This window comes from Shewanella sp. SM29 (genome assembly GCF_025654245.1).
GTDB classification, from domain to species: Bacteria; Pseudomonadota; Gammaproteobacteria; order Enterobacterales; family Shewanellaceae; genus Shewanella; species Shewanella oncorhynchi.
This window is the reverse complement of sequence record NZ_JAKKRN010000036.1, coordinates 1-21364: the sequence shown is the minus strand read 5'-3', so window position 1 is coordinate 21364 and position 21364 is coordinate 1. Positions and strand designations below refer to the sequence as shown.

The following is a 21364-nucleotide window of genomic DNA, read 5'->3' as shown; positions in this document are numbered from 1 at the left end:
TCTAAATGTAACAATTGTTACAATGATAACCTTCTCGGCATCAGATTGTTATTTTATCTGCACACCTAAGTTCGAGTATTGGGTTACAAACATCATTGAGAGGTTTTTATGCGTCTAGCCGTTATCGCATTGGCAGTGTCATCCACACTGGTTATTCCAGCAGTCCAAGCCGAAGAGCAACAAACCGGCTTCGAAAAAATCGAGATCATAGGCTCACGCATAGCACTACGCACGGCAACTGACAGTGTTGCGCCGGTCGATATCATTACTGCCGAACAACTCGAATCAACAGGTATGACGGAAACCGCTAAAGCGCTGCAATTTGCTGCGCCAAGCTATAGCTTCCCATTCTCCTCGGTGACTGACGGTTCAGATGCGGTGCGCCCCGCGAGCTTACGCGGCCTGTCGCCAGACCACACCTTAGTACTCGTAAATGGCAAGCGTCGCCATGGTTCTGCTCTAGTACATTTAAGCGGTACCATGGGAAAAGGCTCCTCTAACGTCGATTTAAATGCTATTCCAATGACAGCGATAAAACGCATTGAAATTCTCCGAGATGGAGCCTCGGCACAATACGGTTCAGATGCGATTGCTGGCGTGATTAACGTGGTACTCAAGGACAGCGATCAAGGCGGTAGCGTCTCGGCGCAAGCCGGACAAACCTACCAAGGTGACGGTGAGCAATGGCGCATAGGCGTTAACCATGGGATCAGTTTAAACCATGATGGCTTTGTGAATGTCGCCCTCGAAGCGCATCACAAAGACAGCACAAACCGCGCAGGGTTAGATCCACGGCAGCAATACCCTAAGTTAGCTGATGGCTCAGCAGATCCGCGCGAAGCGACATTTAACCGTAAGAGCCACCACGTTGGTGATGCCGAATATGATAATGTCGGTTTGTTTATCAATGCGGCTCAGCCTATATCTACCGACGGAAAACTGTATGCCTTTGGTGGTATTAGCCAACGTGAAACTAAATCGGGTGCTTTTTACCGTTTAGCTCTCGATGCCCGTAACTTACCCGAAGTGTATCCCGACGGTTTTTTACCACAAATTAACCCCAAAATTATCGATTCGTCTCTTACCCTAGGCTATGAATTCAACCTGAGTGACTGGGATATTGATGCCTCAGTGGGATATGGCAAGAATTCATTTAACTATAATATCGTCAATACCTTAAATGCTTCCTTAGGCCCTGAAACTCCTACCGAGTTCGACGCAGGAACGTTATCGACCCGTGAAGCCAATATCAATTTGGATATTTCCCGTTATTTTGCCTTTATAAACGATTCTGAAATTCTGTTTGCGACCGGTGTTTCATGGCGCCAAAACGGCTATGAAATTGAAGCCGGAGAAGAAGATTCGTATATCAATGGTGGCTATAATGGCAAAGCGGCGGGTAGCCAAGGCTTCACCGGTTTTACCCCTGAGTCTGAGGTTGATGAAACGCGCGATAACACAGGCATTTATGCCGAACTTGAAAACCAATTAACCAACGAGTTTTACTGGGCGGCAGCGCTACGCTACGAAAACTACTCTGACTTTGGCGGCAACACGAGCTGGAAACTCGCGGGTCGTTACGATTTTACCGACAACTTAGCCCTGCGTGGCACTATCAATACAGGCTTTAGAGCGCCGAGCGTACAACAACTGTACTTCAGCAATATCTCGACGTTGTTTAATCCCGATCCAGTGACGGGGCAACTGGTTCCTATTGAATCAGGCACCTTCAACACCTTATCACCAGTGACAAAGGCGCTTGGAATTAACGAGCTAGAACCTGAAATATCTCAATCATTCAGTCTCGGTCTTGTTTATACCAATAACGCTGGCCTCGCGGTAACGCTCGACACTTACCAAATCGAGATTGATGACCGCATCATTTTATCTGGCGCTCTAAGACCCGCTGATAGCCCCGCGGTTGCGACCGCACTAGCAGGTACCAATGCTGATTCAGCACGCTTCTTCGTCAATGCCGTCGATAGCCGAACTCGCGGGGTCGATCTTGTTGTTAGCCAAGACTTTGATATTGGCACTTGGGGCGATTTACGGGCGAACTTAGCCTATGCCTATAATAAAACCGAGATCCAAGACATCAATCTACCCTCTATTTTAGGCGGATTAGACAAGAAACTCTTTGATAGTATAGAAAGAACCCGCATGACGTCTGCCACACCGCATAACACGGGCAGTATTGGGCTGACCCATGAACTCGGGGATTTTAAAACCAATATCCGCTTAAACTACTTTGGTGACTACAGTGAAGGTTATTCAACGGGTGATGTGAACTATAGCGATCAGTGGGTGATGGATCTGTCGGTAAGATACGCCGCCACCAATGCGCTAAGCTTTACGGCTGGGGTGCAAAATTTGTTTGATGTGTATCCAGAAAAACGACCTGATAACAATAACTTCAATGGTATCTTTGTATACCCATTAACCAATACCCCCTTTGGCTTTAATGGTGGTTACTACTTTTTAGAAGCCAAATACACTTACTAAACCCGTTTTAGCTAAGTTTAATAATACTTGATGTAGAAACAGGTCATTCAATGGCCTGTTTTTTTATGCCGAAATGTTTAGACCTGCTTCCAATCGACAAAGCTTATGTCCTAACTGTGGTGATCGGATTATAATCTTTACCATTCGCTCATTTCACTTCCACCATGTCGAGTAGCCGATGATCGTCGATACCTTAAAAAACCGCCATATTTATCAATCCTTAAGCCCTCGGCTTGCGACTGCATTAGAACATCTAGCGACGACCGACTTTAGTCAGCTACCCGTAGGCAATTATCCCCTCGATGGCGACAATATTTTTGTGATAGTGAATGACTATCAAACCAAGCATAAGTCGACAGAACCCTTTGAAGTTCATCAAAAATATATCGATGTGCAATATGTTTTCAGCGGTGAAGAAGAGTTTGGTTACTTGCCACTAGCGGAGCAAACACCCTCGAAACCCTATTTTGAAAAACACGATTACGCCGAGTTTGATTACGAGGCAAACCAAGCCAATGCCTCTTATATCAAACTCAAAACAGGCATGTTTGCGTTATTTTTCCCCGGTGACATGCATATGCCCGGCACAGGCGATATCGCCACGGCTGTGCGTAAAGTCGTGATAAAAGTGAAGATCTAAACCTTAAGCCATCTTTGCCGAACCTGAGCGTTCGATTTTTAGAGAAATAGCAACTGAAGAGCGCAGTGATATGCGCTTTGGCTATTTCCGATTAAAGCCAAATATTGCTAAAATTGTCACAAATTTAAAGGAGAGTCCCTGAAATGCCCATTTACGTTGTCGGTCACAAGATCCCCGATTCAGATTCAATCTGCGGTGCTATCGCGTTAGCCTATTTAAAAAACCAAATCGGTGAAGAAGCCATTGCCGCACGTTTAGGTGAATTGTCACCCGAAACTGCTTTTATTTTGGAACGTTTCGGCTTCGAAGCACCGGAATACAAAACCAGCTACGCTGGCGAGCAAGTGTATATCGTTGACCATTCAGAACTGACTCAAGCACCGGATGATATCGCCCAAGCGACTATCGTCGGGATTGTCGATCACCACAAGCTAGGCGATCTCACCACAGATACACCGCTAGAATGCTGGATCCGCCCAGTAGGTTGCAGCAACACAGTGATCAAGATGATGTTCGACTTTTACCAAGTCGCTATCCCTAAAAATATCGCTGGCATCATGATGTGCGCCATTCTGAGCGATACCGTGATTTTCAAATCACCGACTTGCACCACTGCAGACATTCGCTGCGTTGAAGCATTAGCTGAGATCGCCGGCGTTGAAGATTTCAAAGAACTGGGCATGGAAATGTTCAAAGTGAAATCCGCCGTACAAGGCACACCAGCACGCGACTTAGTAATGCGTGACTTTAAAGACTTCAACATGAACGGTAACTTGGTCGGTATCGGCCAGTTAGAAGTGATCGACCTGTCAGTATTTGACGATATCAAGGCCGAGCTAGAAGCCGATATCAAAGCGCTCAAAGTGGAAGGTAACCGCCACAGCGTTTTATTGCTGCTGACTGACATCATGAAAGAAGGTTCAGAGTTGTTGATTGTGTCTGACGATGCGGAGCTGACCCAACGTGCCTACGGTAAAGATACCGTCGATGGCAAAGTGTGGTTAGACGGCGTATTAAGCCGTAAGAAACAAGTAGTACCACAGCTACAAGCAGCATTCGCCTAGTCGCTTTATCGTCACGACTGTAGTACAGGTATTAAGGCCGAACTGAGTTCGGCCTTTTTTATATTTCAGGTAAAAACTGCCCCCCTGCGTTACGCCTATTCACCGCCACTAACTAAAACGGGCATGAAACTTTGCTCATAAATCTATCCAACCAGAGAAGTTGGCGAGTATGATGACCCTATCGTCACATTGATTTGATCACTTTCATCTATGCCAGAAGCGCTACAACATATCATCACAGAACTCACGCCTTGGCTGCAGCAATATGGTTATGTTCTGCTATTTGTCGCGATTGCTGTCGAGGGTTTTGGCATTCCGGCGCCAGGACAATCCTTATTAATTGTCGCCAGTTTATTAGCCGCTACAGGGCAAATGTCACTGCCATTGGTATTAATCGTCGCTGCTTGCGGAGCACTCTGCGGTAACTGTTTAGGATATTTTATCGGCTGGCGCTTTGGCGACGTATTACTCAAAAAAGGGTGGATAAAGCCGCCATTGGAAAATAAAATCCACAGCGTTATCGGTCAATATGGCATTGCCGCTTTAGTGCTGAGTCGTTTTGTTGAGGGATTAAAACAATTTATGTTTATCGGCTGCGGTCTCGCTAAAATGCCACTAAAACAATTTGTGATTGGCAATGCTCTCGCCACCAGCATTTGGGTGACGCTCTTTGGATTAGGCCCAGTGTTAATCCGCGATGAAATCGCTCCCATGCTGGCGTTTTACCACCAGCATAAATACCCCACATGGGCCATGGTCAGTCTGATACTCGCCGCACTAATCACTTTTACTTGGCGCAGGTGGCAAACCAAAAATCCGCAGTAACAGCTTTAGAGTCTATTCTTCCGATTCCTTTTGGATCATCTCTATCACCTTATGAGCCTTAACAAAATGGTCTAAACGATGAGTTTGAATCCACCAAGTTGCGGCTTCCATAAGTAGCTCTGGATTATCATTTTTATTCGCAAAGAAAGCGTAAAATGAGAGGCCGACATTATCGCCTTTAGTCTCAATTTTTTTATGACAAACAGTGATGATTTTTGCTCTTAACTCAGCTCTCATATTGACTCATAAAGTTTATTCACCAGCTTATTACCTATTTTCAATGACATACAACACTAGATGTATCCCCTATCACTTACTCCGTACAGCTACCGATCACTTTATGCCTTCAGTTTCAACCTTAGGTTGAGACTCTGCGCCGTCATTTGGCTTAGCCTCAGGCTTTGATTCCGGCGCTTTAATTGGCGCGGGTGACGCCTCAGTCGCAGCAGGCTTATCTTGTTCCTGTGATACGTTTGGCTCCTGCAATGGTGCATTAACCTTAGGTGTCGGTGAACTCTGCTCTTCAGGTAAAGGCTCGACAATAATCACTGGCTCTTGTGGCACAGGCGTTTCACCTTCGGTAGATGTTGCAGCTTCTGACTCTGGCGCTAAGGTGCCGAGATCTTGGTTTGCAGGGCTTTCCACCGCATGTTTAGGTAATTGATTTCGATATAAATCAATCATACGCATCACCTCAGACAAGGCTTTACCATGCTCTGGAGTGAGAATGCCATTGTGCCCAGAGACGATTTCGTCAGACACGGCCAGTACCCATACGGCTTGCATATTGGCATCGGGGCAGGTTTGCACGGTACGACGAGCCTGCAGGCGAGCACGAATTTTCCAGCCCGATTGAGGCAGCGTCATCATACAGCCAGGGATTTGATCGTGCGCCATCAAGGCCGAAGGCATCTTCATTGGCGTGGTGCAATTGCCACCAGAGCATTTGTCAATATCGTGAGTAATAGCCCAAGAGTTCCCGACAGCGCGCTCGCCGTCCTTGATGTAATTGAAGGCTTCTTTTACTGCAAAATCCCCCTTCGATTGCAACACCACCATACTCGGTTTTTGTCTATCTAAGCTCACCAACGTATCTAATGGCTGATACTCTTTAGCAGGTACGGCGGGATTTAACAGTAAGAATAAATTAGGATTATCCTGCTGATTATCAATGGCGGCTTTGATGCGATCTTTACTCGCATGCAAAACAACAGCACCGCCAAGACTATGGCCAATCACAGTGTAACGCAGCAGTTTATGCTGTGTTACTAAGCTATCAAGCTTATCCAGCAGCTGTGATAGACCTAACTGCCCGATACGTTTAGCAACCCGTTTACGCTGTAAAATAGTAGGAAAATCTAAGGGTTCTATCCAACTTTTTGCATCATCTGAGCCATCGATCCAAAAAGGATCGTATTTATCGCCCCGCCAGCCAATATACAAACCCAACAAGTTGCGCTGGGTATCGGACGCGGCCATTTGCTGATAAAACTGCTCAAAGGCAATAAAGTTTTCATCCTTAGGCTCAGCGCTATGATGCCAGCCATGGACAAAAATCAATAATTCAGGGATCTGTGCAGGCTCTGGGTGTAAAATTCGCGTCTCTAAACCTTGCCATTGCCTTTCGTCGTGGGGCTGACCTTTATCATTAAACTCAATCACATGAAAATTTTGCTTAGCGATATCAGGGCCGGGGATGTGGTAAGCCTGATCTGGAATAAAAGGAAGTAGGACACAAAGTAATAACAACATTAAAAACAGTAACTTGTACTGAGTAAACTTTTTCAGGCTCATTTATAACAACATAATTAACGGCCAGGCTAGGCCAAAATAGACGTGCTGAAAGGGACTAACAGCAAAATTGACGAAATTATACGCTAACGCAATTAAGCCAGCTAGTGCCTAAGTTGCTTTTCATCTGAACAGCAACGCTGTTTAACGCCAAGTATCGGGAAGCGTGACTTGGCTCCATAACTCTTGGCACAGCGGCTGACTATTGTGCCAGTCGCCACCGTTAATCCATTTAACCAGCGTATCCCCCACCTTTGGATATGCGATTGGATTAGGCGATGCCGTTTTAAGCCAGCGCTTAACTATGTTCACATCGAGACTCATCATGCTATCTGCAGCCGCTAAAAGTTGTAACGCCGCCACATTCGATAACTGCTCAAACTGGCCAATCAGTGGTTTGACTAAGAGTTTTTTACCTAAGGTTAATGCTTCGCTGGCAAGCTCAAAACCCGCATTGCCTATCACACCGCCGCAGCTGGCAAGATGTTGCTTAAACCCCTCACGATTAAAACCATGCCATTTAATGTGCTCAGCAACTTGGCCTTTAGGTTGTTGGCTGTGATATACCAAAAACTGATAATCACTAAAATGAGACAGAAAATGAGCAATCATATCCGCATCTTCAAAAGGCAAATAAACTAAAATCTGATGCGTGTGTTCGAATGGGCTGGCATCCACTTCGACAAAAGGCGGCAAAATAGGGAAGCCAAAATGATGCCAATGACACCCCAGCGCCACATCCACTGGTGCAAAATAATTGAGCAGCATCTCATTAAACCAAGTGCTACCGAGTTTTGGCACCGGATGAGTTAACGCCGCCTGATGGCTAATACCAATGGATGGCACGCCTTGGCGCCGCGCAGCCCAAGCCGACACAGGTTCAAAGTCGTTGAGCACTAAATCGTAGCAACTAAGATCTAATGCTTTAATATCTTTAAATAACGACAAGGACAAATTTTGCCGGACAGTTTGTGGCACATTCACGCGCCCGGAGTGCGTCGCAAACGTCATTCCCGCTTGAACGCGATAATCGCCAAAGCACTCCATATCGAAAAACTGATCAGGCTTACGCCCCGAAAATAGAAAGTCCACTTCAATATCTTGTTTCATCAATGCTTTAGCCATGACGCGTGCACGACTTAAGTGGCCATTCCCTGTGCCTTGAACTCCGTAGAGTATTCGCATTACGTATCCTTAAACTGATGAGTGAAGGAGAATTCCCACTAATGAAATGATTAACAGGCGCATATTTGAATTAAATCACTGGAGGAACCAGCAATACCGACCCAATTCCCAATGAGGCTCCCGCCAGAATATCTAAGGGATAATGCACGCCAAGTGCAATACGTGAGCCCCCTATGCTAAAAGCCCATAAATACGCCACAGGAGCCGCCGCAGGATAAATTTGTGCCACGCTCGTTGCCATCACAAAGGCCGCAGCTGTATGACCAGACGGTAAGCTGAAACAATCCGATGGTTCAAAACCACTCTCAAATCCCACTAATGCATGGCATGGCCGTGTCCGACGAATACTATTTTTCAATAGTAAATACAGAGGTAACTCAACCAAAAAACTCGCTAACATCAAATTAAATAGAGCCTGTCCTTGAGCGTGCGTTAGCATCAAACCCACGGACAAATATAAATACACATGCCCATCGCCACTCGCTGACACCCGCTTTGCATGGGCATATAAACCATGGTGCTGGGTGAAGCTCACGATATGGCAAAACATTCGCTTATCTAAGTCTGCAACGTAACTCAACATAAAACAGGCTCCTTGCTGGCATACCAGCGAGTTTTACTGTGATGTTAATCTGTGCATTCTCTCGACGACGCTTAGAGTGCTTAGTCTGAAACCAACCGACTCACCAAGGCTCTATTCACGATTGAATTCGTTATTGACTGCTCACGGCTAATTTACTGTTTGCTAATAGTTAAACCTAAATCACATTAGCTAAAGCACTATTAGATAGCTTGAGACTAAGAAAGACCTGTGACGGCTAAGTGACATCTGCTCGAAGGTTTTATGACAAGAAGCATGGCTGAGGTTTTGATCTAGAAGGATTCTAGAGACGTTATGCTGGGGCTAAGGGATTTATTTAGAAATAGCGATAGGACTGAGACAGGATATTGTGTTGCTCTAAACGTTAATCTCAAGAGCAACACAATCCAATAAAACTTAGGCTGCGGCGGGAGTATTTGCCTTAGCACGGTAAATTTTTGTCAAATGGTAAATATTAATACAAGCAACAAACGCATTCATGCCGGCCACAGGCCAAGCAGAAATAAACACCCCATAAACCACAAACAGAGTGCATCCTACAAAATTCAACCATCGCAACCAAATGATATTCTTCATCATTAGAGAGATCGCCACCATTATAGAGGCAAAATAACCAATAATTTCAATCGTATTTACAGCTTCCATAGGCACCTCTCGAAGGCCCTCTACCGTCCATAAGCGTAACGGGGGGTCCATGCCCCTAAAGCAAATTAAGTTAAGTAAGTTAATTTAAACTTGGGATATAATACCAAAACGCGCAACAGAGTTGTAATAAAAAACCGTTATTTAATGACCAATATCAAGTTTTACCGAATAAATTCTATAGTGTGACGAAAATTTACTACAGATGTGTTAACAGCCAAGTGGCAACAATACCGTGATTGATAACACTTTTCTTTTCAATAATCCCTTTTATACTGGCGTAAACTCGCTAAACTGTACGCAACGCGGATCAATAGGAGTGTAAATATGGAATACAACACCTCAGAACTATGTGACATGTACTTAGATGTCGTAGATGTAGTCGAGCCCATGTTCAGTAACTACGGTGGTTGTAGCTCTTTTGGCGGTTCTATTAGCACCATCAAGTGCTTTGAAGACAACGGCCTAATTACCGAAGTCCTACAAGAGGATGGCCAAGGTAAAGTCTTACTCATTGATGGCGGTGGCTCATTACGCCGTGCGCTGATCGATGGTGCTATCGCTGAACTTGCGGTTAGCAACAACTGGGAAGGCATTATCGTTTACGGTTCTGTGCGCGATGTGGATGCATTGGAAGAGTTAGACATTGGTATTCAAGCCCTTGCCTCAATTCCAGTGGGTGCTGATGGCAATTCAGTGGGCGAAGTGGAAATTCCAGTCAATTTTGGCGGTGTGACTTTCTTACCCGGCGATCACATTTATGCTGATAACACAGGCGTAATTTTATCACCTGAACCACTCGACATTGAGTAATCTCACTGTTCAGTCAAGAAAGCCAGCTAAGCTGGCTTTTTTATTCACTATTTTCAGCGTTTCCCCATTGAATCCTCGCCCTACTCTGGCCACAATAGCTCGACTCTGGCCGAATAAGAATATCAATCTATGCCTGAATTTATTCCTTTTACCCATACCGATATCGCCTCACTCGTCAGCACAAGAACGGGCGAAACTAAGCTAGGCCAATGCGTCCATCTGGCCAATCACGAACACACGTTAGAGACCATACTCGCCACTGCAAAAGCCCACGGTGCAAGCTTTGCCATTATCGGCGTTGGCGAAGATATAGGCCCACGTGCCAATTTAGGCCGCGGCGGTGCAACCGATGCGTTCACAACCAGTATGCGCCAATGGCTCAATTTACAATCGAATCATTTTCTTTCTGGCGCCGAATGCCTAGTGTTAGGCCAAGTGAACACCGCCGATCTGCAGCAACAAACTACGAGCAATACTACAGATAACACTAACGTTACCCTAGATGAATTACGTGATGCGGTGGAGCAACTCGATGAGCGCGTGATCCGCATCGTCAGTGCGATTTTAAAAGCGGGTTTAGAACCCATACTCATCGGCGGCGGCCACAACAATGCCTATGGTTTGTTGATGGCAACCTACGGCCACTACCAACGCCAAGTCGCCGCGGTGAATCTCGATCCTCACTCGGATTTTCGTTTGCTTGAAGGCCGTCACAGCGGCAATGGCTTTAGTTACGCAGCCGATCGCGGCGCCTTAGGTTGCTACCATGTACTGGGTTTACACGAGTTAAAAAACAGCGAAGCAAACCTAAGCCAACTCAGCGAATTTGGGGGAACTTGGCATAGCTTGCAACAAATTTGGGTTCGCCGTGAAATCAGCCTTAGCCAAGCTTTACTTGAAATCGCCGCCAAACTTAATGACACAGGTTTACCCGTAGGATTAGAACTTGACGTCGATGCTATCGCTAAAATGCCCAGTAGCGCTTCAACCGCTGCAGGTGTGCCATTGCTCGATGCGGCGCATTATGTCAGCTATATCGCCCGCCACTGCCCATGCGCATATTTGCATTTAGCCGAGGCTGCACCAAGTTGCCACGAAGCTGGGATTGAAGCCGGATTTAGGGATGTTGGCCAAAGCCTAAGCGAGCTTATCTACGCTTATGTGCAGGCTCGTATGCAATTTTTGGCACAATGAATATCACCAGTTACACCCAACTGGGCGCTAAGCTATTCACCAAATCCTGATATTGTGGTCTAATGCCAGTCCATTTTACGTGGTCGCTAAGCACTTAATCCTACGACTGTTCAGGGGTGCCTCAAGCTAAGGCATTGCAGTTAGTTTACTAGCTCGATCACAGAGTGATAGATCAAAGATTCAGCAAATGCAGGCGATGGCTTACACTCGCAACTAATACATTGCAAAACAATAGGAACACATTGATGTCTGAGGGCGAATCTAAAAGTACCCACTTTGGTTACAAAACCGTAGAGGCCGATAAAAAGGCTGAACTCGTTGCCGGCGTGTTTCATTCTGTTGCCGCTAAGTACGACATAATGAACGATGTGATGTCCTTCGGCATTCACCGTTTTTGGAAACGTTACACCATTGAAGTCTCTGGCGCCCGCCCTGGCATGAAAGTGCTCGATTTGGCCGGCGGCACAGGCGACTTAACTGCAAAATTCTCTCACTTAGTGGGCGATAAAGGTGAAGTGGTTTTAGCTGACATTAACGATTCCATGTTAAAAGTCGGGCGCACTAAGTTGCGCGACAAGGGCATAGTCAACAATGTCAGTTATGTGCAAGCCAACGCCGAAGCACTGCCGTTTCCCGATAACCACTTCGACATCATTACCATCGCCTTTGGTCTGCGTAACGTGACCGATAAAGATGCGGCGCTGCGTTCGATGAACCGCGTGCTTAAGCCCGGTGGCAAGTTATTAGTGCTAGAGTTCTCTAAGCCTCAGCATGAAATCATGCGTAAAGTGTATGATTTATATAGCTTCAAAGTCTTACCTAAGATGGGTGAGCTCATCACTAAAGATGCCGACAGCTACGAGTATCTGGCTGAATCGATCCGCATGCACCCAGATCAAGACACATTAAAACAAATGATGGTTGATGCAGGCTTTGAACAAGTCGACTACACCAACATGACCGACGGCATTGTCGCATTGCACCGTGGTTATAAATTCTAATGATGCCGCAAGAAGTTGTGCTGCTTGCCTGCGCCGCAATTGAAACGGGTCTGAAAAAACTTCAGGCCCAAGCGGGCGACGATTATTTACGCCAGCGCCAGTTGCATGGCAAAGTGTTTCGTATCCAATTATCACAGCTCAGCTGGCCATTCTATTTAGTGTTTGCCAAAGAGATCCAAGTACTGAGCCGCTATGAAGGCGATGTTGATGTCAGTCTACATGCCGATGCGACGACGCTTTACCGCGTGTCCGAAGGCGCAAACCTGACTGAACTAATCAAGCAAGATAAACTCAAGCTTGAAGGCGATCTCAATTTATTACAAAGCTTTAGCCAATATCTACGCAGCATCGAGTTTGACTTTGCCGAGACAATATCCCGTTATTTAGGTGATGGTCCCACTCACAAACTCATCTGTTCTAGCCATCAGGTAAAAGACTTTGCACTCGAAGTATTGCGTAAAACCCGCTCCCACTTAGGACAACTCGCAGTTGAAGAGTATCGCCTCGCACCGCACCCAATTGAGTTAGTGCACTTTCGCGATCAAATGGATGATTTAGTTGCCGACACTCGCGCGATTGAACAACGGATTGCCCAATTAAGAGACCAAATTAAGCCATGACCTTTGCCAGTATCCGCCGCGGTTACCACGTCATCAAGACCTTACTTCAGTACGGGTTAGATGACGTATTGCCGCCAAAGATGACACCTTGGTACTTTAAACTCGCCCGTAACAGCCTATTCTGGATCCGCAATAAGCATAAAAATAAGCCCGGTGGCGAACGCTTAAAATTGGCGATGCAGGAACTCGGCCCCGTTTATATCAAGCTTGGACAAATGCTCTCAACCCGCCGCGATTTACTCAGCGATGAATGGGCCAGTGAATTGGCCATGCTACAGGACAAAGTGCCGCCCTTTGATGGTGCACTTGCCCGCCAAGCGATTGAAGCTGAGCTAAAAGCGCCGATTGAATCCCTATTTGATGACTTTAATGAAATACCACTGGCCTCAGCCTCTATTTCTCAGGTGCATACCGCGACCCTCAAATCTAACGGTAAAGACGTCGTACTTAAGGTGCTGCGCCCTAATGTAGAAGCTAAAATCCAGGCCGATCTGCAGTTGATGTCGCAAACTGCCAAACTGATTGAATACCTCCTCGGTGAAGGTAACCGACTGCGCCCTGCTGAAGTGATCGAAGATTACCGCGTGACCATTTTAGGCGAGTTAAACCTTAAGCTCGAAGCCTTAAACGCAGTCAAACTACGCAACAACTTCCTCAACTCAGATGCGCTCTATGTGCCTTATGTGTATGAAGAGTTTTGCTATCCACGCCTGATGGTGATGGAACGTATTTACGGTATTTCTGTCTCGGATATTGCCGCACTTAAAGCGCAAGGTACCAACTTTAAGTTATTGGCCGAGCGCGGTGTTGAACTATTTTTTACCCAAGTATTCCGCGATAACTTTTTCCATGCCGACATGCATCCGGGCAATATCTTTATTTCCCGCGATCATCCTGAGAACCCATACTACATTGGGCTCGACTGCGGCATCATGGGCACACTCAGCGAAGTCGATAAGCGCTATCTCGCCGAGAATTTCCTCGCCTTCTTTAATCGCGATTATCACAGAATCGCCCAGCTCTATATTGAGTCTGGCTGGGTATCGGAAAAAACCGATCTACAAGCTTTCGAACAGGCCATCAAAGTGGTGTGTGAACCTATGTTCAACAAGCCGCTCGACGAGATCTCCTTTGGTCATGTGTTACTGGAATTATTCCGCACTGCGCGCCACTTCGATATCGTGGTGCAACCGCAATTGGTATTGTTGGAAAAAACCTTACTCTACATCGAAGGCTTAGGCCGTCAGCTGTATCCGCAGTTGGATTTATGGCAAACCGCCAAACCCTTTTTAGAGCAGTGGATGGCCGACCAAGTCGGTCCTAAAGCTATGTTTAAAAAGGTATCCACAAAACTGCCATATTGGGCTGATAAACTACCTGAATTCCCTGAACTAATTTACGATAATCTTAAGTTAGGCAGGAAATTGCTGAGTTCTCAGCAACAAATGCTAGATAAGTATTTGAAATATCAGCAGCAGGCACACAAGAGTAACTACTTGCTTATCACTTCTGCCGTTTTATTGATCTGTGGCACGTTATTGATTAATAGAGACGCTACACTATGGACCCCTTATGTTTGTCTAATTTCAGGCATGATATTGTGGTTTGTAGGATGGCGATCTAGGCCAAAGAATCGCAAATTTTAGCTAGCACTAATTAATCAGAGGTTCATAATAGAACCGATATCAATTAAGAGGATACCTTCATGGGTGGTATTAGTATTTGGCAACTGCTTATCGTTGCGTTAATCGTTGTCTTGTTGTTTGGAACTAAGAAATTACGCTCTTTGGGTGGTGATTTAGGTGGTGCGGTTAAAGGCTTCAAAAACGCCATGTCTTCAGAAGAAGACAAGAAGGCATTAGAAGACACCGAAGCGGCTAAAACAGCGCAAACAACTCAACAGGCGACTGAAAAGAAACCTGAGTCTAACAAAGAACAGGCGTAACTCTTTATGTTTGACGGTATCGGCTTTATGGAGCTGCTGCTGATCGGTGTTTTGGGGCTAGTGGTTCTTGGCCCCGAACGTCTACCGGTTGCGGTGCGTTCGGTAACGAGTTGGATCCGTGCGATGAAACGCATGGCGAACTCGGTAAAAGAAGAACTTGAGCAGGAGCTGAAGATCGAGCAGTTGCATGCCGATCTTAAAAAAGCAGAGAGCAAAGGTTTATCTAACCTCTCACCTGAACTCAAAGAGTCTATTGAGCAACTAAAGCAAGCGGCACAGTCAGTGAACCGCCCTTATCAGGTTCAGGATCCATCAAAAGACACCCCTGCGCCTGAGAATCAAATTCACACACCTGCTCAAGTGAATCCAGTTCAAGCTAGCCAAACTAATCCAACAGCCACTGCAGAGGCGAGTCCAACATCGGCCTCTCCCGCTGCTTCAAGTGAGGCATCTCAGGGCGTGGATACCAGTTCTAACCCGAAAGCCAACGGATAATTCATGTCGCAACAGCAGCCACTTATCAGCCATTTGCTTGAACTTAGGTCCAAGCTGCTAAAATCCATTGCCAGTGTGTTATTAGTGTTCATTTGTAGTGTGTACTGGGCAAATGATATCTACCACTACATGGCAATACCTTTAATGCAGTCTTTACCTCTTGGTGGCAGCATGATTGCGACGGATGTCGCTGCACCATTTTTTGCACCTTTCAAACTAACCCTCGTTTTATCATTTTTTGTGGCAGTGCCCTACGTGTTATTTCAAATTTGGTCCTTCGTGGCACCGGGTTTATATAAACATGAAAAACGCTTAGTGATGCCACTGCTATTCAGCAGTACCTTATTGTTTTATCTCGGCATTGCATTTGCTTATTATCTTGTATTCCCTGTTGTTTTTGGTTTTTTTGCTAACAATGCGCCAGAGGGAGTTCAAGTTGCGACAGATATTACCAGTTACCTTAACTTTATTCTGAAGCTGTTCTTTGCCTTTGGTCTATCCTTTGAAATCCCCATTGCCGTTGTTTTACTCTGCTGGTCAGGTGTCACTACACCTGAAGATCTCAAGCAAAAACGTCCTTATATCATAGTGGGCGCCTTTGTCGTCGGCATGCTATTAACCCCACCAGATGTGATTTCCCAGACTATGCTTGCTGTACCAATGCTGTTATTGTTCGAAGGCGGTTTATTAGCGGCTCGTTTCTACAGCAAACCAGATGACGAGTCAGACGAAGAGACTGAACAAACAAACGACTAACGTCCTCGAAGGCGTTAGGGGAATAATATAATAAGGAACATTCTCATGCGCTTAACCCTTATCACGGCAGCGATCATGCTTGTATCTGTCCAAGCAAATGCCAGCATTGAACAACAGTTAACCCAATGTGCAGCAACCGCCGATAAACTCGACCGCTTGATTTGCTATGACAAGCTAGCAGAAAGCCTAAAAGGCATGACACCTAACACCATTAGCACTCAAGCGATACCGGCTACAGTAGCAACAGTTGCAGTCCCTACGACTGCAGCAGCGATAGTGGCAACCGCCCCCCAAGCACCAGCGGCAAAAATTGCCGATGACTTTGGGATGGAAGCCAAGCGTGTTCAAGAAAATACTGTCGATAAGATTTATTTAGAGATTCAATCTATAGCTGAAGATGCCTACGGAGACATTAAAGTGACTTTCACTAACGGTCAGGTATGGAAACAAACTGATGGCCGTAAGTACAATGTTAAGCAAGGTGAAACTGTCTATATTGAAAAAGCCGCTTTAGGTTCTTTTTTAATGGGAACCGATGATCGCAATGCCAAGGTTCGGGTAAAACGTCTAAAATAATGCCCTCATACATAGATATCGCTGTCAATTTACTTGGCAGCGCACTCGAACAAGATACTGTATCGATAATACAAGCGGCGGCGGACCAAGGGGTTTCGCCGTTAATTGTTATTGGCAGCGATTTAACTGAAAGTGCGGCAGCCATTGCTGTATGCGAGCAATATCCTAACCAACTTTACTGCACTGCTGGTGTGCATCCCCACCATGCCAGTGGTTGGCATGATGGCTCAAACGCTCGACAAGCTGAACTCTGTCACGCACCGCAAGTGGTTGCCGTTGGCGAATGTGGTTTAGACTACAATCGTGATTTCTCCCCGAGACCTATCCAGCGCCAAGCTTTTATTGCCCAACTGGCCTTAGCCGTTGAACTGCAAATGCCGGTGCTAATGCACGAACGCGATGCCCACGAAGACTTTATTGCTATCCTGCGGGAATATCGCCCACAGCTTAGTGGCGCGCTTTTGCATTGTTTCACTGGCACTCACACACAGATGGAAGCCTATATTGACCTAGATTTACACTTAGGCATAACAGGTTGGGTCTGCGATGAAAGACGCGGCCAAGAACTAGCGCAACTCGTTCCCTTTATTCCGCAGAATCGCATTTTAATCGAGACAGATAGCCCTTACCTACTCCCCCGTAGTATGCGGCCCAAGCCTAAATCGAGCAAAAACAAGCCCGAATACCTTCCTTATATCGCAAATTATATTGCAAACCTACGCGGAGAAGATGCGGATGAGTTTGCAAAACGTTGCTACCAAAATAGCTTAGCGTTTTTTAATTTGGATCGAATCCATGCTTAACAAAAACATGCCACTCATACTCTTGCTGTGGCTATGGATATACCCAACACAGGCCTTGGCAACCCTATTGAGCATTGACGAGTCAACCACGACACCTTTAAACCTTACGCCTTGGTTAATGGTCAGCCACCCTACACCAGCAAAAGAACTGGCCGAAATACAAGCTTTGCCAAAAACTGATTGGCATAACTTTACCAATAAAGACATTCAAAAACTCAGCGGCCATGATTTTTGGCTCAGTTTCAGCTTAACCAGCCCTGACGAAACACTTTCGCGCATTTTAGCGCTAGATAACCCTTTGTTAGACAAGGTAACTATCTACCATTTAGTCAATAATAAACTCATGAATACTGTGCTGATGGGTGATATATTCCCCTATGAGGATCGACCATTCTTGAGCAATATTTTCCTATATCCTTTCAAGATCAACACAGATGACTCCCATACTTTCTATCTGCATATTCAAACTGAAGGTAGTGCTGCAGTACCATTAAACCTATGGTCTTCTAATGACTTAGCTCAAATTGCCGAATCTACCGCCGTTGAGCATGGATTCCAACTTGGTGTACTTGCCGCAATTGGCATTTTTAGCCTTTTTATCGCCATAGCATCGGGCTCATTCAGCTACAGCTATTACTCTGGCTATGTCCTTAGCATGACCTTACTCGTTGCCACGATTAACGGTTTTGCCTTCCGATTCCTCTGGCCAGACTGGCCGCTATTGCAGCAAGTTATGGTGCCGTTTTTACTGCCAATCGTTATGGCATTTGCGTTAATGTTTACTGAAAAAATATTACAGCTCAAATATTTAAACCGCCGTATGTTACTCACTTGTCGCTATAGTGCTGTGTATATCCTCTGTGTTGGACTCGCCACACCATTTATCCAATATGGAACGGCGCTCTATATCGAGATCATTTCCGTTGCAGTACTCAGCCTAGTCCTGATGGTCTTTGCCATTACTCAGGCTATCAATGGCCATAAACTGGCACGTATGTACACTATTGGCTGGGTGAGTATGCTGACAGGCGCCTGCATCAGTAGCTTGCTTTATCTCAGCGTGATTGACCTCAATTTAAAACCGCAAACGCCTGTGATGCTTGGGCTGACTTTTGAAATTATCTTCATGTCTCTGGTGCTCGCCATCCGCTATAACGATGAGCGCAAAGCTAAACTACGTATCCAGCAAGAAGCCTTGAAACAAGCACAGAAAATTCGTAGTGCGCGGGAAGAAGCCCTAAAAGCGGAAGCCGAGAGCAATGAGAAACTCGAACAAATGGTACAAGAACGTACCTTAGAGCTTGAAATCACGCTCAGAGAATTGCATGAAGTAAACCAAAAACTCACTGAACAAAGCACTATCGACAGTTTAACTGGGGTCAAAAACCGCAGTGCCTTTGATAAACGTTTAATCGCTGAAAGCCGGATCAGTCGCAGGCAAGAAACTCCCATAGCACTGTTAATGCTTGATATAGATCGCTTCAAGCTGATCAACGACAGATTCGGTCATCTTGCAGGCGATCAAGCATTACGTACAATAGCTCAAACATTACAGCAGCATTTAAAACGGCCAACGGATCTAGTGTCACGTTTTGGGGGGGAGGAATTTGCTATCATCCTTCCTAATACAACTGCAGAAGGTGCTCTCCAAGTTGCTGAAACAATAAGAGACGCTGTTGCCTCTATTCATTTTGAATGGGAAGGTGAAGCGATACCTTTGACTATCAGTATCGGAGTCAGTGCCAATATAGTGACCCACGATCAACACAGTACTAAATTACTAGAACAAGCAGATAAAGCCCTCTACCAAGCCAAAAACGGTGGACGTAATCAAGTCAGCTTGTATTTGTCGGATCAAGCAAGACCAGTACCTAATTAGGAGTCAAATGTGAATATCATTACCAGTGCCTTCCCTCAGCGTAGAATGCGCCGCATGCGTAAACATGATTTTAGCCGTCGCCTCATGGCCGAAAATCATCTAACGGTCAATGACTTGATTTACCCAATGTTTGTTCTAGAAGGCACTAATCGCAGTGAAAAAATAGCCTCTATGCCCGGTGTTGAGCGCTACTCGATAGACTTGCTACTGAAAGAAGCTGAAGAACTGGTTGAGTTAGGTATCCCATTGATTGCACTTTTCCCTGTGACACCTGCAGAGAAAAAAACGTTAATGGCAGAAGAAGCCTATAACGCTGATGCCCTAGTGCAACGTGCGGTGCGCGAGCTCAAAAAAGCCTTTCCACAGCTCGGAATCATGACTGACGTGGCACTAGATCCTTTCACCACTCACGGTCAAGACGGCATCATAGACGAAACAGGTTATATCCTTAACGATATCACCACCGAGATTTTAGTGAAGCAAGCACTGTCACACGCCGATGCTGGAGCAGACATCATTGCACCATCGGACATGATGGATGGCCGTATTGGCGCGATTCGCCAAGCATTAGAAGCGGCAGGGCACGTCAACACCCAAATAATGGCTTACTCGGCAAAATACTCTTCAAACTACTACGGTCCATTCCGTGATGCCGTAGGGTCAGCGGGTAACCTCAAAGGTGGAAATAAGCATAGCTATCAAATGGATCCAGCGAACAGTGACGAAGCTTTGCATGAAGTCGCACTCGATATCCAAGAAGGAGCCGATATGGTGATGGTTAAGCCAGGTATGCCGTATTTAGATATAGTGCATCGCGTTAAAACTGAACTTGCAGTACCAACATTCGCCTATCAAGTCAGTGGTGAATACGCCATGCATATGGCTGCAATCCAAAATGGATGGTTAGCAGAAAAAGCCATCGTCATGGAATCCCTACTCTGCTTTAAACGCGCAGGCGCAGACGGTATTTTAACTTACTTCGCTAAACGTGCTGCCCAGTGGCTTAAAGAAGCTTAAGCAACCTAATGCGAAACTAATGCGAAACTAATGCAAAAGTACCACCTCAAAGCAGCCTTCTGGCTGCTTTTTTTTATCGATTAATAGTGAAAAATCTGGAAGCAAAGCTTGTGTATTGAGGGGAAGAAAAAACTCGCCAACAAAGCTAATAGCAATACTTACAGTCGGCAGCATTGCTATTAGTGCAAAGAATGTTCAGATTACAGACGCAAAAAAGCCAGCTTATTCAGCTGGCTTGGTTACATCTCAATGAGATAATTAGGCGCTTGGCGATGACCTACTCTCACATGGGGAGACCCCACACTACCATCGGCGCGTTTGCGTTTCACTTCTGAGTTCGGGATGGGATCAGGTGGTTCCACAATGCTATTGTCACCAAGCAAATTCTTTATTCTAGGATTAAACACTAGATTGTAATGGTGCTGATACCCAGAATCGAACTGGGGACCTCATCCTTACCAAGGATGCGCTCTACCGACTGAGCCATATCAGCAATTCTATACTAATCAATTAAGATTATTTAAATTAGGCGCTTGGCGATGACCTACTCTCACATGGGGAGACCCCACACTACCATCGGCGCGTTTGCGTTTCACTTCTGAGTTCGGGATGGGATCAGGTGGTTCCACAAGGCTATTGTCACCAAGCAAATTCTGTTTATTACCGTGTCCATCKCTGGACCACGTTAATAATAATTCGGAAAGCTGATTTGCTTTGTTTGAGTTCAMACTTYATCAAGTGTMGATATTCTGTCTAAGGTCCGTAAAACCCATCTGGGTTGTATGGTTAAGCCTCTCGAGTCATTAGTACATGTTAGCTCAACGCCTCACAACGCTTACACACCATGCCTATCAACGTCCTAGTCTCGAACGGCTCTTTAGAGGAATTAAATTCCTAGGGATGACTCATCTTAGGGCTCGCTTCCCGCTTAGATGCTTTCAGCGGTTATCGATTCCGAACGTAGCTACCGGGCAATGCCATTGGCATGACAACCCGAACACCAGCGGTTCGTTCG

At 45.8% G+C, this 21364-nt stretch carries 21 protein-coding genes, 1 tRNA gene and 3 rRNA genes; 16 read left to right on the top strand and 9 right to left on the bottom strand.

The window, feature by feature from the left end:
- The first annotated feature begins 108 nt into the window (after positions 1 to 108).
- From L5L77_RS19135 to L5L77_RS19120, 4 genes are all read left to right on the top strand, one after another.
- Entirely contained in the window at positions 109 to 2502 is a 2394-nt protein-coding gene (locus L5L77_RS19135; RefSeq protein ID WP_263223335.1) for a TonB-dependent receptor plug domain-containing protein, read from the top strand.
- A gap of 178 nt (positions 2503 to 2680) precedes the next feature.
- Entirely contained in the window at positions 2681 to 3142 is a 462-nt protein-coding gene (locus L5L77_RS19130) for a YhcH/YjgK/YiaL family protein (RefSeq protein WP_263223334.1), read from the top strand.
- Between the two features lie 143 nt (positions 3143 to 3285).
- Positions 3286 to 4206, top strand: coding sequence for a manganese-dependent inorganic pyrophosphatase (locus L5L77_RS19125; RefSeq protein WP_212600488.1), 921 nt, complete (start codon positions 3286 to 3288; stop codon positions 4204 to 4206).
- 210 nt (positions 4207 to 4416) lie between these two features.
- On the top strand, positions 4417 to 5031 hold the full coding sequence (locus tag L5L77_RS19120) for a DedA family protein (RefSeq protein ID WP_173247299.1): 615 nt from the start codon (positions 4417 to 4419) through the stop codon (positions 5029 to 5031).
- Between the two features lie 12 nt (positions 5032 to 5043).
- Here L5L77_RS19120 and L5L77_RS19115 read toward each other — a convergent pair whose 3' ends face one another.
- The 5 genes from L5L77_RS19115 to L5L77_RS19095 form a co-directional block, all read right to left on the bottom strand.
- Positions 5044 to 5268 carry a DUF6500 family protein gene (locus L5L77_RS19115; protein WP_173247302.1) on the bottom strand — a complete coding sequence of 75 codons (225 nt, stop codon included), beginning with the start codon at positions 5266 to 5268 and terminating at the stop codon, positions 5044 to 5046.
- A 96-nt stretch (positions 5269 to 5364) separates the two neighbouring features.
- Positions 5365 to 6825 (bottom strand): thioesterase, encoded by a 1461-nt coding sequence (locus L5L77_RS19110; RefSeq protein WP_173247305.1) that lies wholly within the window; start codon positions 6823 to 6825, stop codon positions 5365 to 5367.
- A 141-nt stretch (positions 6826 to 6966) separates the two neighbouring features.
- Entirely contained in the window at positions 6967 to 8007 is a 1041-nt protein-coding gene (locus L5L77_RS19105; RefSeq protein WP_105251217.1) for an MJ1255/VC2487 family glycosyltransferase, read from the bottom strand.
- 70 nt (positions 8008 to 8077) lie between these two features.
- Positions 8078 to 8590, bottom strand: a complete 513-nt coding sequence (locus L5L77_RS19100; RefSeq protein ID WP_263223333.1) for a phosphatase PAP2 family protein — start codon at positions 8588 to 8590, stop codon at positions 8078 to 8080.
- 414 nt (positions 8591 to 9004) lie between these two features.
- Positions 9005 to 9253 (bottom strand): YgjV family protein, encoded by a 249-nt coding sequence (locus L5L77_RS19095; RefSeq protein ID WP_113940145.1) that lies wholly within the window; start codon positions 9251 to 9253, stop codon positions 9005 to 9007.
- Positions 9254 to 9577: 324 nt separating this feature from the next.
- On the opposite strand from L5L77_RS19095, the gene rraA reads away from it, so the two are divergent.
- The 12 genes from rraA (at position 9578) to hemB (ending at position 20349) form a co-directional block, all read left to right on the top strand.
- Complete coding sequence (gene rraA / locus L5L77_RS19090; RefSeq protein ID WP_105251214.1) at positions 9578 to 10063, top strand: ribonuclease E activity regulator RraA; 486 nt, start codon at positions 9578 to 9580, stop codon at positions 10061 to 10063.
- A 129-nt stretch (positions 10064 to 10192) separates the two neighbouring features.
- Positions 10193 to 11257 (top strand): formimidoylglutamase, encoded by a 1065-nt coding sequence (locus tag L5L77_RS19085; protein ID WP_263223332.1) that lies wholly within the window; start codon positions 10193 to 10195, stop codon positions 11255 to 11257.
- Positions 11258 to 11502: 245 nt separating this feature from the next.
- Positions 11503 to 12258, top strand: coding sequence for a bifunctional demethylmenaquinone methyltransferase/2-methoxy-6-polyprenyl-1,4-benzoquinol methylase UbiE (ubiE, locus tag L5L77_RS19080; RefSeq protein WP_006083326.1), 756 nt, complete (start codon positions 11503 to 11505; stop codon positions 12256 to 12258).
- A complete protein-coding gene (locus L5L77_RS19075) occupies positions 12258 to 12878 on the top strand; it encodes an SCP2 domain-containing protein (RefSeq protein WP_263186325.1) in 621 nt (206 codons plus the stop codon). Before ubiE ends, L5L77_RS19075 begins: the two co-directional genes overlap by 1 nt.
- On the top strand, positions 12875 to 14524 hold the full coding sequence (gene ubiB / locus L5L77_RS19070) for a ubiquinone biosynthesis regulatory protein kinase UbiB (protein ID WP_105251211.1): 1650 nt from the start codon (positions 12875 to 12877) through the stop codon (positions 14522 to 14524). Before L5L77_RS19075 ends, ubiB begins: the two co-directional genes overlap by 4 nt.
- Before the next feature lie 59 nt (positions 14525 to 14583).
- Entirely contained in the window at positions 14584 to 14823 is a 240-nt protein-coding gene (gene tatA, locus L5L77_RS19065; protein WP_006083329.1) for a Sec-independent protein translocase subunit TatA, read from the top strand.
- Between the two features lie 6 nt (positions 14824 to 14829).
- Entirely contained in the window at positions 14830 to 15318 is a 489-nt protein-coding gene (gene tatB / locus L5L77_RS19060) for a Sec-independent protein translocase protein TatB (RefSeq protein WP_173496413.1), read from the top strand.
- 3 nt (positions 15319 to 15321) lie between these two features.
- Complete coding sequence (gene tatC, locus L5L77_RS19055; protein WP_168825778.1) at positions 15322 to 16074, top strand: twin-arginine translocase subunit TatC; 753 nt, start codon at positions 15322 to 15324, stop codon at positions 16072 to 16074.
- 45 nt (positions 16075 to 16119) lie between these two features.
- Positions 16120 to 16650, top strand: a complete 531-nt coding sequence (locus tag L5L77_RS19050; protein WP_173496412.1) for a hypothetical protein — start codon at positions 16120 to 16122, stop codon at positions 16648 to 16650.
- Positions 16650 to 17453 (top strand): TatD family hydrolase, encoded by an 804-nt coding sequence (locus tag L5L77_RS19045; RefSeq protein WP_173496411.1) that lies wholly within the window; start codon positions 16650 to 16652, stop codon positions 17451 to 17453. The genes L5L77_RS19050 and L5L77_RS19045 overlap by 1 nt, the downstream gene beginning before the upstream one ends.
- Positions 17446 to 19332 carry a diguanylate cyclase gene (locus L5L77_RS19040; protein WP_263186323.1) on the top strand — a complete coding sequence of 629 codons (1887 nt, stop codon included), beginning with the start codon at positions 17446 to 17448 and terminating at the stop codon, positions 19330 to 19332. The genes L5L77_RS19045 and L5L77_RS19040 overlap by 8 nt, the downstream gene beginning before the upstream one ends.
- A gap of 9 nt (positions 19333 to 19341) precedes the next feature.
- Positions 19342 to 20349 (top strand): porphobilinogen synthase, encoded by a 1008-nt coding sequence (hemB, locus tag L5L77_RS19035; RefSeq protein WP_263186321.1) that lies wholly within the window; start codon positions 19342 to 19344, stop codon positions 20347 to 20349.
- 264 nt (positions 20350 to 20613) lie between these two features.
- On the opposite strand, the gene rrf (L5L77_RS19030) is transcribed toward hemB, so the two are convergent.
- The 4 genes from rrf (L5L77_RS19030) to L5L77_RS19015 form a co-directional block, all read right to left on the bottom strand.
- Positions 20614 to 20729 (bottom strand): 5S ribosomal RNA (gene rrf, locus L5L77_RS19030).
- 37 nt (positions 20730 to 20766) lie between these two features.
- Positions 20767 to 20842, bottom strand: a tRNA-Thr gene (locus L5L77_RS19025).
- A gap of 38 nt (positions 20843 to 20880) precedes the next feature.
- Positions 20881 to 20996 (bottom strand): 5S ribosomal RNA (gene rrf / locus L5L77_RS19020).
- Positions 20997 to 21131: 135 nt separating this feature from the next.
- Positions 21132 to 21364 (bottom strand): 23S ribosomal RNA (locus tag L5L77_RS19015); the annotation flags it as partial.